At 62.2% G+C, this 15,444-nt stretch carries 15 protein-coding genes and 1 pseudogene; 8 read left to right on the forward strand and 8 right to left on the reverse strand.

From position 1 onward, the window contains the following. A partial coding sequence (locus tag F6X37_RS33720; protein ID WP_221307745.1) for a glycosyl hydrolase occupies positions 1–524 on the forward strand: 524 nt, incomplete at its 5' end. Between the two features lie 309 nt (positions 525–833). Here the strand turns inward: F6X37_RS33720 and F6X37_RS33725 are convergent. The 3 genes from F6X37_RS33725 to F6X37_RS33735 form a co-directional block, all read right to left on the reverse strand. Continuing rightward, on the reverse strand, positions 834–1,109 hold the full coding sequence (locus F6X37_RS33725) for a hypothetical protein (RefSeq protein WP_316252024.1): 276 nt from the start codon (positions 1,107–1,109) through the stop codon (positions 834–836). A 37-nt stretch (positions 1,110–1,146) separates the two neighbouring features. Next, positions 1,147–1,932 carry a hypothetical protein gene (locus F6X37_RS33730; protein ID WP_187614311.1) on the reverse strand — a complete coding sequence of 262 codons (786 nt, stop codon included), beginning with the start codon at positions 1,930–1,932 and terminating at the stop codon, positions 1,147–1,149. A 139-nt stretch (positions 1,933–2,071) separates the two neighbouring features. Beyond that, positions 2,072–2,944 (reverse strand): endonuclease/exonuclease/phosphatase family protein, encoded by an 873-nt coding sequence (locus F6X37_RS33735; protein ID WP_187614312.1) that lies wholly within the window; start codon positions 2,942–2,944, stop codon positions 2,072–2,074. Between the two features lie 69 nt (positions 2,945–3,013). Here F6X37_RS33735 and F6X37_RS33740 point away from each other — a divergent pair. Beyond that, a pseudogene (locus F6X37_RS33740) lies at positions 3,014–3,584 on the forward strand (phosphatase PAP2 family protein); the annotation flags it as partial. Positions 3,585–3,646: 62 nt separating this feature from the next. Here the strand turns inward: F6X37_RS33740 and F6X37_RS33745 are convergent. Then, complete coding sequence (locus tag F6X37_RS33745) at positions 3,647–4,546, reverse strand: SDR family oxidoreductase (protein WP_187614314.1); 900 nt, start codon at positions 4,544–4,546, stop codon at positions 3,647–3,649. A 104-nt stretch (positions 4,547–4,650) separates the two neighbouring features. Between F6X37_RS33745 and F6X37_RS33750 the strand changes: the two genes are divergently transcribed. After that, the gene (locus F6X37_RS33750; RefSeq protein ID WP_187614316.1) at positions 4,651–5,508 is read left to right on the forward strand and encodes a helix-turn-helix transcriptional regulator; all 858 of its coding nucleotides are present in this window, start codon (positions 4,651–4,653) and stop codon (positions 5,506–5,508) included. 101 nt (positions 5,509–5,609) lie between these two features. Here F6X37_RS33750 and F6X37_RS33755 read toward each other — a convergent pair whose 3' ends face one another. Beyond that, a complete protein-coding gene (locus F6X37_RS33755; protein ID WP_187614318.1) occupies positions 5,610–7,241 on the reverse strand; it encodes an alpha-amylase family glycosyl hydrolase in 1,632 nt (543 codons plus the stop codon). Between the two features lie 204 nt (positions 7,242–7,445). Between F6X37_RS33755 and F6X37_RS33760 the strand changes: the two genes are divergently transcribed. After that, positions 7,446–8,459: a Gfo/Idh/MocA family protein gene (locus F6X37_RS33760; protein ID WP_187614319.1), complete on the forward strand. Its 1,014-nt coding sequence runs from the start codon at positions 7,446–7,448 to the stop codon at positions 8,457–8,459. A gap of 97 nt (positions 8,460–8,556) precedes the next feature. Here the strand turns inward: F6X37_RS33760 and F6X37_RS33765 are convergent, their stop codons facing one another. From F6X37_RS33765 to F6X37_RS33775, 3 genes are all read right to left on the reverse strand, one after another. Then, the gene (locus F6X37_RS33765) at positions 8,557–8,904 is read right to left on the reverse strand and encodes a hypothetical protein (RefSeq protein ID WP_090811698.1); all 348 of its coding nucleotides are present in this window, start codon (positions 8,902–8,904) and stop codon (positions 8,557–8,559) included. 133 nt (positions 8,905–9,037) lie between these two features. Beyond that, the gene (locus F6X37_RS33770) at positions 9,038–9,295 is read right to left on the reverse strand and encodes a hypothetical protein (RefSeq protein ID WP_187614321.1); all 258 of its coding nucleotides are present in this window, start codon (positions 9,293–9,295) and stop codon (positions 9,038–9,040) included. 257 nt (positions 9,296–9,552) lie between these two features. Next, the gene (locus F6X37_RS33775; RefSeq protein ID WP_184059055.1) at positions 9,553–10,257 is read right to left on the reverse strand and encodes a GntR family transcriptional regulator; all 705 of its coding nucleotides are present in this window, start codon (positions 10,255–10,257) and stop codon (positions 9,553–9,555) included. Between the two features lie 204 nt (positions 10,258–10,461). On the opposite strand from F6X37_RS33775, the gene F6X37_RS33780 reads away from it, so the two are divergent. From F6X37_RS33780 to F6X37_RS33795, 4 genes are all read left to right on the forward strand, one after another. Further along, entirely contained in the window at positions 10,462–11,736 is a 1,275-nt protein-coding gene (locus F6X37_RS33780; protein ID WP_187614322.1) for a glucarate dehydratase family protein, read from the forward strand. 71 nt (positions 11,737–11,807) lie between these two features. After that, positions 11,808–13,136 carry an MFS transporter gene (locus tag F6X37_RS33785; RefSeq protein WP_187614324.1) on the forward strand — a complete coding sequence of 443 codons (1,329 nt, stop codon included), beginning with the start codon at positions 11,808–11,810 and terminating at the stop codon, positions 13,134–13,136. 52 nt (positions 13,137–13,188) lie between these two features. Continuing rightward, the gene (locus tag F6X37_RS33790; RefSeq protein WP_187614326.1) at positions 13,189–14,478 is read left to right on the forward strand and encodes an MFS transporter; all 1,290 of its coding nucleotides are present in this window, start codon (positions 13,189–13,191) and stop codon (positions 14,476–14,478) included. 671 nt (positions 14,479–15,149) lie between these two features. Further along, positions 15,150–15,332, forward strand: a complete 183-nt coding sequence (locus tag F6X37_RS33795; protein WP_187614328.1) for an ESPR domain-containing protein — start codon at positions 15,150–15,152, stop codon at positions 15,330–15,332. Positions 15,333–15,444 lie beyond the last annotated feature (112 nt).

Here is a 15,444-nt window from a genome sequence, read left to right on the forward strand (position 1 = left end):
TCTACAACTCGGCGTACCCGAATAACGGCTGGAAACCGCCCGCGGGCAGCGAGCTGATCCAGGCGACCGACTACATCAAGGCAATGGGTAACAACACGAAGAGTGCTTCCAGCCCGTTGAACACCACAATCGATGTCGTCGACGTTCACCCCTACTTCGGCAGCGCCGAATACGACATGATGGTGCAGGCATTCATGACCACGGTGTCGAACCTCGTCAGCAGTGGCGCGAAGCCGATCTGGCTGACCGAGACCAACAATGGCACCAACGGTACGGACGCCGGACAAACGGCCGCATTCAACCAGTTGAAGGTTCTGATGAACAACGGTTCGGTGGCAAAGGCGTTCTGGTATGTCGTGCGCAACGGCGATCCGAGCAATGGCGAAGGCGACGGCTATTCGATCTACGACTACAACCGTAACCTGATTCGTCCGCAGCTGGCAGCCGCGATTCAGGCCTACACGGCGACCATTCCGCGTTCGCAACGCTTCCTGTCCGGCTCTTACCTGACTGCGATCAAGTAAGCCTGCCTGCTGTAACCCATGAATGAACGGAGCGCGACTATCGCGCTCCTTCGTTTTTCCGTTTTGGCCGGGTTGACAGGACCGCATCCAGTTTGAGGGCGCAGCGAAACTCCCGAGGCCGAGCTTCGCGAGGATGAACTGGCACTGTGCCAATGGGTTGCGTCAAACTCGTCGCTGCCGTAGTCGAAGGAGCAGGCACGGCAAACAACGCGGCGCCACCCGAGAGTCGAGAAACGCCCGGTCCTGATGTGCCGTGCGTCCGGACGCGCACGCCAGCCGGCATATTCGCCCGACAGCGGACGAGTCCGCTCAGCGGCGTGTCTTTCTGCTTTTCTTCGGCTTCGGTGAGCTGAGTGCGGCGCTCCAGATTGCGGAGGTCGCGCGTTTGGCTGCCGCTGTCGTTCTTACCCGCGCTGAGTTGGCGACGGTATTGGCGCCGCTTAACCACATGCTCAGGAACGGGTTCTTCTTCGTCCACGGATTCTTCATGTCGGCCTCGATTGAACGGACGTCGAGCGGGCGCGCTACCGATAGGTCGACGCGCTCGTTCTGCGCGTCGGTGTCGCGGCGAAAGCGGGCACGCAATGGCTATTCCCGAACATTCGTAGCCTCTTCGCGCCATCTACCGCATCGCTCGCCCAGCAGGACGTTGCGGTAAGAAAATCACGCAGAGCGCCATGAACGAAACCAGAATCACCGAAGCATAGAGTCGGCTGATCTCGAGCCCACCTTGAGAAATGGGTTTGTCGAGCAGGTCCCCCAAGGTCGCGCCAAGCGGACGCGTCAGGATGAACGCCGCCCAGAATATAGCGGTCCGTGACAGCCGCGACCAGTAATAAAGCGCACCGACGATCAGCAGCCCCCCACCGAAGATCAAAGCGCCGTACTCATAGCCAAGCCCCAGACCGCCTTCGTCCGATCCCGCCACCCAATCGCCCAAGGCCGTACCCAGTGTCTGCGAAAAGAGGATCGTCACCCAATAGAACCACTCGGCTTTGGGCGTGGTTACGCTCTGCACCGCCACCGTACCTTCCGATTTGTACCAGACGCCCAGGCTCGCAAGCAGAAGCGCGAAGACGATGACTACACCGCCCGGATAGCCGACTCCCACCGAACGATCGAAGAAGTCGGCCAGCGTGGTACCGAGCGTGGTCGTTGCAACGATGGTCGCCCAATAGAGCGAGGCATTGAACCGCTGCGCCCTGATCTGCCCTGCGACCAGCCCAATAAAAATAACCGCAAAAATCGCGGTGCCGATCAGATAACCCAATTTGAGCGACATGGTCACCCAATCGCCGCCCGTTTCGCCAAGCGTCGTGGCGGCGATTTTGATGATCCAGAAGCCCAGCGTGATCTGCGGGACTTTACTGAGTGCATGCGCGCGAGTTTGCGACGGGTTGCTATTCATGTGACGTGCTCACTATTCTCATGGCTTGAACATAGGCTCAACCATCGCAGAGCAACCCTTAACAGCACCTTAAGCATCCCGCCGAATCACGCGGTCAGATTTTCCTGCGCCAATAACGGGGCGGTAACTCCGAGTCCCTTCAACGCAGTTCCAGCCACATCGGCTGATGATCGGACGAGCGGCTGTGCTGATCGACATCGCACGATGCAACGCGTGCGCTCAGGTCTTCAGTGACGAAAACGAAATCGCACGCGAATGCTCCGTCGGGCCATTGCTCGTGATCGTATAGGCCGACCGTCGCGGCACGCGGCTCGCCGGGGTGCGCGCGGGCCCACGCATCGACGAACGCCGGAGCGTCGGTGATCGGTTCGAGCATTCGGCAAAAGGCGGTGTCTTCGAATGCGCTGTTGAAGTCTCCGCAGACAATCGCGCTGACCGGGCGCGCCGTATCGGCAAACGGACTGTCCGGCTTCTCGCCACGCGCGGGAGCGCGCGCGTGAGCGCACGCCTCCTGATGCAACTCGCGCAGTCTCGCCACTTGTGCGAGCCGCTGTTTCTCCGAATAGAACTCGAGGTGCGTGGTGATGACACGAAGCGGACCGACGTCGGCTTCGAGCACCGCTTCGAGCGCGACGCGCAGCATCGACGGCTTGGCGGGGTCCGCGGGCCACGGCAGAGAATGGCGCAGCACCTGACGAACCGGCAAACGGGTCACGATGGCATTGCCGAACTGCCGCCGATGACGGCTCGCGCCCAACGAGGGCAGATCGGAGCCGATCGCATCGAGCACGGTCATCTCCGGCAGCAGAGCGGCAAGTTCGGCGAACTGATCGGACGATGGCGCGCCTTTCAGTCCGCCGGCCGCCGGTTCTTCGTTGAAGCCGCGCGTGACTTCCTGCAGACACAGGACGTCGAAGTCGCACAACGCGCGTGCTTCCCGCACGATCCGTCCGAGGTCGACGCGGCCGTCGACGCCGCATCCCCACTGAATGTTCCAGTCGACCAGTTTCATGACGGCCTCCTTGAAAGATCCGACTACAGTGTATCGCCGCATCCTGCGCGGTGACTCAGCGCTGGAGACATTCCCGTGCAGTGGTGGATGTGGTTTCAGCAAGACGAGTGCCGCGAATGGCGGCGAGAAATGGTTCGCGCGACGCTTGTCAGCGGCATCGTGGCGCTCTTAGTCGGAAGACTGCTGACTCACTGGTTGCCATTCAGGGTGCGCCCCGTCTACAACCGAACTGCATCTGCGCTTTGCCAGCGGCGAAATCAATGACGCAGTGCTGACCAACTGGAGTTCCTTCCCAAGCGATCACGCGATGCTATGGATGGCGGTCGCCACCGGCATCTTCCTCATGTCGCGGCGCGTCGGCGTGCTGGCGCTTCTCTATACTGCGCTCATTTGCCTTCCGCGCGCCTATCCCGGCTTTCACTATCCGACCGATTTGCTGGTGGGCGCCGCGGTGGGAATCGTGATTACATTGGTGATGACGCGGGATGCGATCCGCGTGCGCTACGCGACGCCGGTGCTGCGATGGACCGAACGCCACCCGGCGCCCGCAGCGACGCCGGCCTTTCTTCTGTGCCTCCAGCTCGTCACGCAGTTCGACGAATTGCGCAAGCTGGCGAGCGGCGTAATGAAACACCTATGATGGCGGCGATGGTTGCTCTAGGTTTGTTCTCGTGCGACGGCGGCTGACGGCGACAGCGAAAGCTACGTGGACACCTGAACGTAGCGCGCTTCGTTCAGATCCGCGAGAAGCGTCGGACCTGTCGGTCGCCAGCCCAAACGCGCCTGCGTCTGCGCGCTCGATGCCGGCATATCGAGCGCGGCGAACATCGCCATCCATCCGAAGTACGCCTGCGCCTCGTCGCGCGCGATCGAGACGACCGGCAACTTCAGGCCGTGTCCGAGCGCCTCGGCGATCTCGCGGGCGCTAACGCCTTCTTCGCCGACCGCGTGATAGCGCGCACCGCGTTCGCCCTTCTCGATCGCGAGCCGGTACAGCCGCACGACATCCGACAGATGCCCCGCCGGCCAGCGGTTGCGTCCCTCCTCCACATATGCGCACGCGCCTTTGTCCCGCGCGATCTGGATGAGCGGCGTGATGAGGCCTTGCCGGTACGGGTTATGCACTTGCGGCAAGCGCATCACCGACACGTTGACGCCCGCCCCCAGCTGCACGTTGCCGGCCAGCTCCGAGCCGATGCGCGGGTTCGGGTGACTGGTGTTGAACACGTCTTCGGTGGCCGGCTGCCCGTTATCGCGGCTGCCGACGCCCGTGCCCGACGTGATCAGAAGCGGCCGATCCGAGCCGGCCAGCGCCGAGCCCAGTGCAGCGATAGCACGCTTGTCCTTCTCGCAGTTCTCCACGAAGTGCGAGAAATCGTGGTCGAAAGCAAGGTGTATGACGGCGTCCGCCTTCGCGGCGCCGCTGCGCAGGCTGTCGGTGTCTTCGAGCGTGCCGCGATGGACCTCCGCGCCGGCCGCGCTGAGAGCCTGCGCGCCCTGGTCGGACCGGGTCATGCCGACAACCTGATGCCCGGCTTCGATAAGTTCGGGCACCAGAGCCGAGCCGATAAACCCGGTTGCGCCCGTCAGAAAGATTCGCATGGTCAAGTCTCCAGAATAGCCACCGACGCACTATGCGATCATTCACTATGCTATTGAAGTAGTGAGCTTATCCCGGTAAAGCGACTAACAGGTTAATCATCCCAGTGAACACCGCCCAAACCCTCGGGGACTTTCTGCGTAGTCGCCGCACGCGGCTCGATCCGGCCAGCTTCGGCTTCTCGGGCCGCAGGCGTACGCCCGGATTGCGCCGGGAAGAAGTGGCGCAGCGCGCGAATATCAGCTCGACCTGGTACACGTGGCTCGAGCAGGGCCGCGGCGGCGCGCCGTCCGCCGCGGTGCTTGAGCGGATCTGCGCGGCGCTGATGCTGACGAATACCGAGCGCGAACATCTTTTCATGCTGGGCCTCGGACGCCCCCCGGAAGTGCGCTACCGGTCCACCGACGCAGTGGACCCGCGCTTGCAACGCGTGCTCGATTCACTCGATGCCAGCCCGTCGATCATCAAGACCGCGACGTGGGACGTCGTCGCGTGGAATCGCGCTGCAGCCGTGGTGCTGACCGACTACAGCGCGCTGCCGCCGGGCCAGCGCAACATCCTGCGCTTCCTGTTCGGCGATCCGGCCGTCCGGGCAAAACAGCACGATTGGGAGAGTGTCGCGCGCTTCGTCGTGGGGACGTTCCGAGCGGACGTTGCTCGCGCGGGGCTCGCTTCCGAGGTGGGCGATCTGGTCGACGATCTGTGTCGCGCGAGCCCGGACTTCGAACGCATGTGGCGCGAAAACCAGGTATTCGGCCACAGCGAAGGACAGCACGTTAAGCGCCTGCTGCATCCTGCGTTCGGGACCATCGAAATGGAGTATTCGCTGTTCGCCGTCGATGGTCGGCCAGACCTGAGCATGCTCGCGTACACGCCGCTCGACGCGCGAATCGCCGCGCGCATCCGCAGTACCGTTTCATCGATCGATGAGAGTGCCAGCGCCGCGCCTTTGACCGCTGCGTGATCGGCTTTGACGCTCGAGCGCGAGCGCGGCCGCCGGATCGCACTCGGGCGACTCCGCAATTGCTCGTGGAAACCAATGAGGTTGAAGCACCTTGGGGACGACTACCGAACTGCATCGTTCGGCCCGTTAATTGGCTGCACGGCATCGCACAAGCTTCGCGTAAGAATCACGATGACCGCCTCGCTGGCGGCAAGCAAATTGGCGCCCTCCACGAAGGTTTCGCCGATGCGCGTACTCACCGTCGATAGCAACACCATGCCCGGGCGCGATTGCACGGTGGCATCTTCGACGCCCATGTTCAGCGCGATGAAAATGCGTTGATTGCCGTATCGCCGCTCATAGGTCAGCACGTCGCCGTCAGCAACGACGTTCTCGATCGTGCCCTGCACGAGCGCGGCGTTGCTGCGGCGCAGGCTCAGCAGGCGCCGATAGAGCGACAACATGCTCGACATGTCGCCGTCCTGTTCGCGCACGCTCGTCGCCGTCGCAATCGGCAACCACGGTTTGCCGTCGGTAAAGCCCGCATTCGGCAGCGAGCCATCCCATTGCATAGGCGTGCGCTCGGGATCGCGCCCCTGGTAAATGCCCGGTTGCCGGAGTTCCGCCGGATCCTGGATCTCATCTGACGCAATATAGCCATCCGTCATGCCGATCTCATCGCCGTAGTAGAGCGTCGGCGTCCCTCGGAGCGTCAACAGCAGCACAGCGGCCACCCGCGCCTGCGCCGCGCCGACGCGCGATGCAACGCGCGGATTGTCGTGGTTTCCCAGCACCCAGTTCGGCCACCCGTATTCGGGCAACGCGATGTCGTAATCCCGGATCATGCGGGCGATGTTCTGCGCGTCCCATCTCGCGTTGAGGAGCTGGAAATTGAACGGCATGTGCACACCTTCGCCGTTCACGCCGTAATACTTCACCAGTTGCGGGACAGTCAGATAGATTTCGCCGATCAGCACGCGCTCGCCGTACTCGTCCAGGGTGGCTCGCATCGAGCGGACGATTTCATGCACTTCCGGCTGATCCTCCGTGTAACTTTGCAAGAGCCGATGATGTTCGGGCTCGCCGGGCCGATAGCCGGGATTGGGCGGATTGTCGCGAAACTGCGCGTCCTTGATCAACAGCCACAGCGCGTCCACGCGGAAGCCGTCCACGCCGCGTTCCAGCCAGAATCGCAGGACTTGATCCATCGCGCGGCGTACTTGCGGGTTTCTCCAGTTCAGATCAGGCTGCTCCCGCAGAAACGCGTGATAGTAGTACTGTCCCGTCACCTCGTCCCACTCCCACGCCGAGCCTCCCATGCGGCTCAACCAGTTGTTCGGCGGACCGCCATCGGGCGCGGGATCGCGCCACAGATACCAGTCCCGTTTCGGATCGTCCCGTGACGAGCGGCTTTCCTCGAACCACGGATGCCGGCTCGACGAATGGTTCGGCACGAAATCGAGCAGCACCTTGAGCCCAAGCCGATGTGCGTGGCCCATCAATTGCTGGAACCCGTCCAGAGTGCCGAATATCGGATCGACGTTGCAGTAGTCCGCGACGTCATAGCCAAAGTCGGCCATGGGCGACGGGTAGATGGGGGAGATCCACACCGCATCGACGCCTAGCGCCGCGACATATTCAAGGCGCGCGCTGATGCCGGGTAGATCGCCGATGCCATCGCCGTTACTGTCCTGAAACGAGCGCGGATAGACCTGATAGATCACGCCGCGTTGCCACCACGCAAGCTCCGACATTGCAAATCCTCTTGGCGATCGATCGTCTGGTCCGGCTGACGCCCGCTCAGCGCGCGGCAGTGTTCGCCGCGTATCGCGGGTCGACACGGTTAAACTGATACGATCGCATGCTTCTGGTCGTTCGCGGACTCACGCGACTTGTCGACTCACGCGAATGTTCAGCCTGCTCGACTCATCGGATACGCAATCGAATAAAGGGATGTCATGGCAAAGGATGAAATAGTCTGGGGAATTTTGGGCGCCGCAAAGATCAACGACAAGGTGGTCGTGCCCATGCACAACGCGCCGAAGTGTCGGGTGAAAGGCATCGCGTCGCGCTCTCCGGAGAAGGCGCGCGAAGCCGCGGCCAAGTACGGTCTGGCTGTCGCATACGATAGTTACGAGGCGCTCCTCGCGGACCCGGAAATCGACGCGGTCTATATTCCATTACCCAATCATCTCCACGCGGAATGGACGATCAAATCGGTCGAGGCGGGCAAGCACGTCCTGTGTGAGAAGCCGATCAGCCTGGACGCTCAACAGGTCGAACGGCTGATCGCCGCGCGCGACAAGAACGGCCGATACATCCAGGAAGCGTTCATGGTTCGCACGCATCCGCAATGGTTGAAGGTGCGGACCTTGATCGACGAAGGCGCGATCGGCGAATTGCGGGCAGTGACCGGCGGTTTCACCTATCACAACACGAACGAACACAATATCCGCAACAAGAGCGAGCTAGGTGGCGGCGGTCTGCTCGATATTGGTTGTTATCCGATCACGACGTCGCGCTTCACTATCGGGCGTGAGCCACGGCGCGTAGTTGCGCTGGTGGAGCAGGATCCCACCTTCAAAGTGGACCGGCTCGGCTCCGTGCTGATGGACTTCGATGGCGTGCAGGCGAGTTTCTTTTACTCGACTCAGACCTATCCGTACCAGCGGATGCAATTTCACGGTACCAAGGGGCGAATCGAAGTCGAAATTCCATTCAATGCACCAAACGATCGACCGACGCGCCTGCTAATCAGTGAGCACAATAGCGACGGTGTCGCGACTGATCGCTGGCTGGAGCTTGCGGTGTGCGATCAATATGGCGTAGCCGCCGCCACGTTCGCGGAGGCGATCCTGAGTGGGGGCCCGCAGGCTATTCCGCTAGAAGATGCGCGCGCGAATATGCGGGTGATCGATGCCGTGTTCCGCTCGGCTCAATCGGGCGCGTGGGAGAGCATCGCCCAAGGTTGACGTGCAACGCTGGCGCGAGCCGCGCTGTTCAACGCGCGGCAAGTGCCCAGTTGTCCGCATTCGCAAAGCCATAGACTATGGCGAGCGAAAGTGGTCCCTACCTGGCCGGCGCGGTGACATCGCAGTCGCCGCCGTGGGCACCGCTGCCGGTGTTTTTCAGCGTAAGCACGAGTCTGCTACCTCTGTTTGCCGTCATGATCTGACCATAGCTAACCGTGGGAATGAACTGGATATCCGGTGCCACCGCCACCGGGGGATTTCTCGCTCCGTCGACGGTCAGGTCGAGTTCCACGGTGATAGAGTCGATTGCAGCGCCCAGATCCTGCTTCCGGCTGGCCTGATCTTTGCGGAAATTGCACAGCCCCTGGAGAACCTGCTCGAGGGCAGTCGGGATATCGACCGGCTTGCCCGGTGCGATCGGAGGCGTGTTACAGCCGACGATCATGAACGGCAAGGTGCAAAGCGCTACGTATCGGCAGGCTCGCATCAGCTTCCCCGCTTGATCTGGTGGACGTGGTGTTTGCCATCCCCTGCTGTCGCTGGTTCAGTGCCCAGCTGGCGCACGCGAACGCAAACGCTCAATACTTGATATTCCTGGCCGCCTCACGGCCGTTCTGCTTGGTTTGCCGCTTGTCCTGCCGGCACTGCGAATTGCTCTTCTGGTCCGTGGCCCGGCACTCCTGCTTCGTGTGGCGGGAACCCTGGCGTGTCTCCTGGCGAACGTCACGTCCGGCGCGACGCTGCTGAGCCTGTTCGGTTGCCCAGGCGCTTCCCGCGCAAGCCATCACGGACACAGCCATGACCGCGACCGAGAACTCCCGGCTCCATGAAAACATGGCGACCTCCCTGACAGGTTGAATATGAGTATTCCGGCTTTGTACGAGGGTGCCACGCGTGGCAGTCGCGTCAATCGGACCAAGGTCCTAGGGCTGTCGCGTCGTGCGCGATCCACCAGCCGCCGCGCTTCCGGTTCGATGAACATGAAAACGAGGATGCTGCGATCCGCTCAACGAAGCGGTACCCCACGCGGCGGCGAACGGCGGTCCATTCAGAATGACCGTGAACCAGCCGTAGCCAGCGAATCAGCGAACGCTCACTCGTCCGCCAAAAAATTCGGATGACTTGTGCGGATCTGATCGATCTGACTCAGCGTCCCCGACAGATGCTTGCGTAGCGCTGCCTGCGCCGCCTCGACATCGCCTTTGTCGATCGCATCGACGATCTCGGTGTGATCGCGCACGACCGCTATCGTCTTGCCCTCCACCGGCAGATTCAGGCGCCGCAGCCGGTCGATATGGCCGCTCAACCTACGCACCAGATCCCATAGCTGCGGCACGCCGGCCGCCTCGTACATCTGCCGATGAAACGCCTGATCGAGCAGCGAGAACTGCTCGTAGTTCTTCAGGTCGAGCACTTCCGTTTGCCGCGCGATCGTCAGGCGCAGTTCAGCGATCAGCGTGGCGTCGCGCTGCTCCGCAAGCGTGCGCACCACTTCGAGTTCAATCGAGCGGCGCAGGAAATGCGCCTGCAGCGCGGACGTCACGTTGATCTGACTGACGACCGTCGCGTGCTGCGGATAGATGTCGACGAGACCTTCCTCGCCGAGCTTCATCAGCGCGTCGCGCACGGGCGTCTGGCTGAGCCCGTAGCGGTTCGCCAGCTCGGTGCGCGACAGCACCGTACCCGGCGTGAGTTCGAGGGAAAGGATCATTTCGCGCAGTCGTTCGAATACTTGCGGCGCGGCGTGGCGGGAGCGGTCGAGCCGGGTTACCGTCGACGAATGAGCGTGGTTTTTCATGGCAGAAACTGAAGCATGGAAGCAGGCGTGACCCGGCATGGCGGTCCGCTGAGGCACTAGTACTATAGCCGACGCCCGCCCCTTCCAGCGGGCTTGCGAGCGGAATTCCGCGAACAGTGCATATGGTACTTACCCCAGTAACGCACTAATACATTAGTGCTTTACCATCCGTCCCATCAAACTCTTCTTATGCCGATTGCCATCATGACTCGCGACATCACCATCACGCAGGTGCGCATCACCCCGATCGCCTTCCGCGACGGCCCGCTGCTCAACGCCGCCGGAATCCACGAACCTTGGGCGCTGCGCGCCATCGTCGAGCTGGAGACGAGCGACGGCCGCGTCGGCATCTCCGAGACTTATGGCGACGAACCGATGCTGCGCGTGCTCGAACAGGCGAAGTCGCTGGTGACCGGCCTGTCGCCGTTCGACCTCAATCGCATGGAAGAGCGCGTGCGAGCGTCGATCAAGGCGAGCCCGGGCGCGGTCGAATTCGAACTCGCGCCCGGTTCGCACTCGGCGAAGAACGCGCCGAAAGTCATCAGCACGCTCGAAGTCGCGATGCTCGATCTGCAAGGGCAGATCGTCGGCGCGCCGGTCGTCGACCTGCTCGGCGGCAAGGTGCGCGACGCCGTGCCCTACAGCGCCTATCTGTTCTTCAAATACGCCGAGCACGTCGACAAGCCCTATGCGCCCGATGCCTGGGGCGAAGGCCTGAGCCCCGGGCAGATCGTCGCGCAGGCGCGTCGAATGATCGAGCTGTATGGCTTCCAGAGCATCAAGCTGAAGGGCGGCGTGTTCGAACCGGCACACGAAATCGCGTGCATGCGCGCGCTGCATCAGGCGTTCCCCGGCGTGCCGCTGCGCCTCGACCCGAACGCCAACTGGACGCTCGAAACGAGCATCGCGGCGGCACCGGAACTCGACGAGCTGCTCGAGTACTACGAAGACCCGTGCCCGGGTCTCGAAGGAATGGCCGAACTGGCGAAGCACACGCGCCTGCCGCTCGCGACCAACATGGTCATCACGACGATGGAAGATTTCCGGCGCGGCGCCGAGATGGGTTCGGTCAAGGTCCTGCTGTCGGATCACCACTACTGGGGCGGCCTGCGCGCGACGCAGACGCTCGCGCGCATGTGCAAGCTGTGGGATCTCGGCATGTCGATGCACTCGAACTCGCACCTCGGCATCAGCCTGATGGCGATGACGCACGTCGCGGCAAGCATCCCCAACCTGACCTATGCGTGCGACACGCATTACCCGTGGCAGGAGGAAGAAGTCATCAAGGGCGGCCGCGTGACGTTCGACGACGGCTCGGTGCGCGTGCCCACCACGCCGGGCATCGGCGTCGAGCTCGACCGCGAGCGGCTCGCCGAACTGCATGCGCAGTATCTGTCGTGCGGCGTGCGCAATCGCGATGACCTCTCGCAGATGCGCAAGTACGAGCCGGGCTTCACCGGCAAGAATCCGCGCTTTTAACTCCCGCTTCCAATCCGCGCCTACGAGCCCTGCGACGCGCAACGCGCGTCGCCATCGAAGGAGACAACCCCATGAGTAGCCCGATTGCCGACACGGCGCGGCCCGAGCGCGCCGGCGCGCTGGCGAGCGCGGTGCGCAAGATCAAATGGCGCGTGCTGCCGCTGTTCGTCGTGATGTTCATCGTCAACTACATCGACCGCGTGAACATCGGCTTCGTGCGCCAGCATCTGAGCGCCGATCTGGGCATCGGGGCGGCGGCCTATGGGCTCGGCGCGGGGCTCTTCTTCATCAGCTACGCGATCTTCGAAGTGCCGTCGAACATCCTGCTGCAGCGCTACGGCGCGAAGCTGTGGCTCGCGCGCATCATGCTCACGTGGGGGCTGGCCGCGGCCGGCATGGCGTTCGTGCGCGGCGAGACGTCGTTCTATGTGATGCGGCTCCTGCTCGGCGCGGCCGAAGCGGGCTTCTTTCCCGGCGTCATCTACTACTTCACGCAATGGCTGCCGAGCAACGAGCGCGGCAAGGCGATGGCGATCTTCCTGAGCGGCTCGGCGCTCGCGTCGGTACTGTCCGGGCCGATCTCCGGCGGGCTGATGCTGATCGAAGGCGCGGGGCTGCGCGGCTGGCAGTGGATGTTCATCATCGAAGGCATGTTCTCGGTCGTGCTCGCGGGCTTCATCCTGCTGTGGCTCGACTCGAAGCCGCGCGACGCCGCCTGGCTCACCCGCGCCGAGCAGGACGCCTTGCTCGATGCGGTCGACGAAGAGCAACGCCTGCGCGCCGCCGCGCACCCGGTCAAGCCATCGATAGGCGCGCTGCTGCGCGATCCGCAAATCCTGATCTTTTGCCTGATCTACTTCGCGGTATCGCTGACCATCTACGGCGCGACCTTCTGGCTGCCCAGCATCATCCGCAAGATGGGCCATTTCAACGATTTCCAGGTCGGCCTGTACAACTCGATTCCGTGGCTGATCTCGATCGCGGCGATGTATCTGTTCGCGATGCTCGCGGCGCGCTTCAAGTTCCAGCAGGCGTGGGTCGCGTGCGTGCTGCTGATCGCCGCGCTCGGCATGTATGCGGCCGGCCAGGGCGGCCCGGCATTTTCGTTCGTCGCGATCTGCTTTGCGGCGATCGGCTTCAAGGCCGCCTCGTCACTGTTCTGGGTGATCCCGCAGGGCTATCTCGACGCGCGGATTTCCGCCGCGGTGCTGGCGCTGATCAACTCGATCGGCAACCTCGGCGGCTTCGTCGCGCCAGCGACCTTCGGCTTCCTCGAACAGAAGACCGGCTCGATCGAGGGCGGCCTCACTGGACTCGCGGTGATGTCGGTGGTGGCCGCCGGGGTCGTGTTCTTCTCCCGCATGAGCCCGCGCGAAGGAGCGCCCGCCTCCGCGCATTGACTGCATCGAACAACCGTATAGACACCATTTGCAGAAACCTTAAGGAGACACAATGAAAACGATAGAAGCCACGACGGCCGCCGCACGCACGGCCGTCGGACGATACCGATGGACCATCTGCGCGATGATCTTCGCCGCGACGACGATCAACTACATGGATCGTCAGATGCTCGGGCTGCTCGCGCCGCTGCTGCAAAAGGATATCGGCTGGAGCCAGGTGCAGTACGCGCAGACCGTGATGGTGTTTACGGTCGCCTATGCGGTGGGTCTCGCGATCTTCGGCCGCATCGCGGATCGCGTCAGCACGAAGAAGGTCTACGGCAGCGCGATGGCGCTGTGGAGTCTCGCGGCGATGCTCCACGCGGTGGCATCGACCGTGCCGGGCTTCGCGGCCGTGCGCGGTCTGCTCGGCTTCAGCGAGGCGGCCAATTTTCCGGTTGCGATCCGCACTACCGCCACGTGGTTTCCGAAGAAGGAACGCGCGCTAGCGACGGGCTTCTGGAACATGGGCGCGACGATCGGCGGCATCGTGGCGCCGGCCTTCGTGCCGATCGCTGCCGTGACGTGGGGCTGGCGCGCGACGTTCATCGCGGGCGGCGCGACCGGTTTCATCTGGCTGGCGGTGTGGCTGCTGGTTTATCGGCAGCCTTCGGAGCATCCGTCGGTGTCGAAGGAAGAACTCGACTACATCAATGCGGATCGCGAGGAAGTCGTCGAGCAGAAAGTCGGCTGGTTGTCGGTGCTCAAGTACCGCGAAACGTGGGCGTTTGTGTTCGGCAAGCTGCTGACCGATCCGGTGTGGTGGTTCTATCTGTTCTGGCTGCCCAAGTGGCTCAATGAGTCGCGCCATATCGACATCGGCAACATGGGCCTGCCGCTGATCGCTATCTATACGATGTCATCGGTCGGCAGCGTGGCGGGTGGCTGGCTGTCGTCGCGTTTGATGGCCCGCACCAACAGGCCGAATTTCGCGCGCAAGCTCACGATGCTCATTTGTGCATTGTGCGTGGTGCCGATCGCAACGTTGTCGTATTTCCAGAGCCTGTGGTGGGCGGTCTTCGCCGTTGGTCTCGCGGCAGCGGCGCACCAGGGCTGGTCGGCGAACCTCGTCACGACCGTCGGCGACGTGTTTCCGAAGCGGCTGGTCGGCACGGTGGTCGGTATCGGCGGCGTGGCGGGGATGGTCGGTTCGTTCTTCTTTTCCGGCGTGATCGGCGAGACCTTGCAGCGCACCGGGCAGTATTGGGCGCTCTTTACGGTCGGCGCGTCGGCGTATCTGGTTGCGCTGGGCATCATTCATCTGTTGATGCCGCGGATGACGGCGGTGAAGTTGCGCGATTGAAGTGCTGGTGGTGGGTGGGAGGACGGGGGGACGTGGTATGGATAGGTGGCGTTCCTCACCCTTGCAGGCACGGCCCCCGCAGACGCGGGGCCGCTTCTTGCCATTCCTTAGCGTCCGTATAAACACAAGCCGATATATCCACCGTTCGGAGATAATCCTTCTTGCAACACGACGCAATCTCCGCGCGTTTTTCCCGGTGAAATATACGCTTGTGGCGGAGCCTTTTTATAGTCAAAGGCCTATCCATCGGTGGATGTGGACGCAGAGGTCCCGGCTGCGCGGTCATGCAGAACAACTCCAATCAACTAGTGGCGCGCATCATAAACTCCGAGACGTTGAAACGAAAGAGCCCGCATTGGCGGGCTTTTTCGTTTCATGGACAGCATTGCAGCTGATTAACTGACGTATCAGGCAGTTTTTGTCGATTGTCAAATCCGACTTTTCATGCGAATCCGGTTTTGACAATCAGACGACTCCGAATTCGCAAAATGTGGTTTTAGTGTCGAATCCTGACAATCGTTGACAGAAATTAGTTTGCGATTGCCTCAGCATGAACCGTATGCGCGCGAGGTGTGCGCCGTCAGGTGCGATGCCGGTCCGGCGTCGTGTGAGGTCACTGGAATACGCCGTTGCAGTATGCAGGGCTTCATCCAGCATCACAGGTACAAGCAATGAATAACCGTTATTACCGGCTTGTTTTCAGCAAGCTCCGGGGAATGCTCGTTGCGGTCGCAGAAACCGCAGTCGGACAAGGTAAGGCAGGTCAGGGAGAAACCGGCCCATCGGTCGCGCTGCAATCGTTCACCCTCTTCGCAATCCGTCACGCGGCCTTTGCCGCACTAGGGAAACGCTGATTAATGAACTGTCGGATCGGCTTGCAGATCAAGACGCGTCAAATTTTCTGGATAACGAATCGAATCGACGCTCATTTCGGTGAATTTGGCTCGCAAACGAGCCCCTCTTCTC

Source organism: Paraburkholderia sp. 31.1, assembly GCF_014397645.1.
GTDB lineage: Bacteria > Pseudomonadota > Gammaproteobacteria > Burkholderiales > Burkholderiaceae > Paraburkholderia > Paraburkholderia tuberum.

What these genes read in the sequence shown, in the direction of transcription:
- F6X37_RS33730 (WP_187614311.1), bottom strand. Translation starts at nt 1,932, where the DNA reads ATGAATAGCAACCCGTCGCAAACTCGCGCGCATGCACTCAGTAAAGTC.
- F6X37_RS33735 (WP_187614312.1), bottom strand. Translation starts at nt 2,944, where the DNA reads ATGAAACTGGTCGACTGGAACATTCAGTGGGGATGCGGCGTCGACGGC.
- F6X37_RS33745 (WP_187614314.1), bottom strand. Translation starts at nt 4,546, where the DNA reads ATGCGAATCTTTCTGACGGGCGCAACCGGGTTTATCGGCTCGGCTCTG.
- F6X37_RS33755 (WP_187614318.1), bottom strand. Translation starts at nt 7,241, where the DNA reads ATGTCGGAGCTTGCGTGGTGGCAACGCGGCGTGATCTATCAGGTCTAT.
- F6X37_RS33760 (WP_187614319.1), top strand. Translation starts at nt 7,446, where the DNA reads ATGGCAAAGGATGAAATAGTCTGGGGAATTTTGGGCGCCGCAAAGATC.
- F6X37_RS33765 (WP_090811698.1), bottom strand. Translation starts at nt 8,904, where the DNA reads ATGATCGTCGGCTGTAACACGCCTCCGATCGCACCGGGCAAGCCGGTC.
- F6X37_RS33770 (WP_187614321.1), bottom strand. Translation starts at nt 9,295, where the DNA reads ATGTTTTCATGGAGCCGGGAGTTCTCGGTCGCGGTCATGGCTGTGTCC.
- F6X37_RS33775 (WP_184059055.1), bottom strand. Translation starts at nt 10,257, where the DNA reads ATGAAAAACCACGCTCATTCGTCGACGGTAACCCGGCTCGACCGCTCC.
- F6X37_RS33780 (WP_187614322.1), top strand. Translation starts at nt 10,462, where the DNA reads ATGACTCGCGACATCACCATCACGCAGGTGCGCATCACCCCGATCGCC.
- F6X37_RS33785 (WP_187614324.1), top strand. Translation starts at nt 11,808, where the DNA reads ATGAGTAGCCCGATTGCCGACACGGCGCGGCCCGAGCGCGCCGGCGCG.
- F6X37_RS33790 (WP_187614326.1), top strand. Translation starts at nt 13,189, where the DNA reads ATGAAAACGATAGAAGCCACGACGGCCGCCGCACGCACGGCCGTCGGA.
- F6X37_RS33795 (WP_187614328.1), top strand. Translation starts at nt 15,150, where the DNA reads ATGAATAACCGTTATTACCGGCTTGTTTTCAGCAAGCTCCGGGGAATG.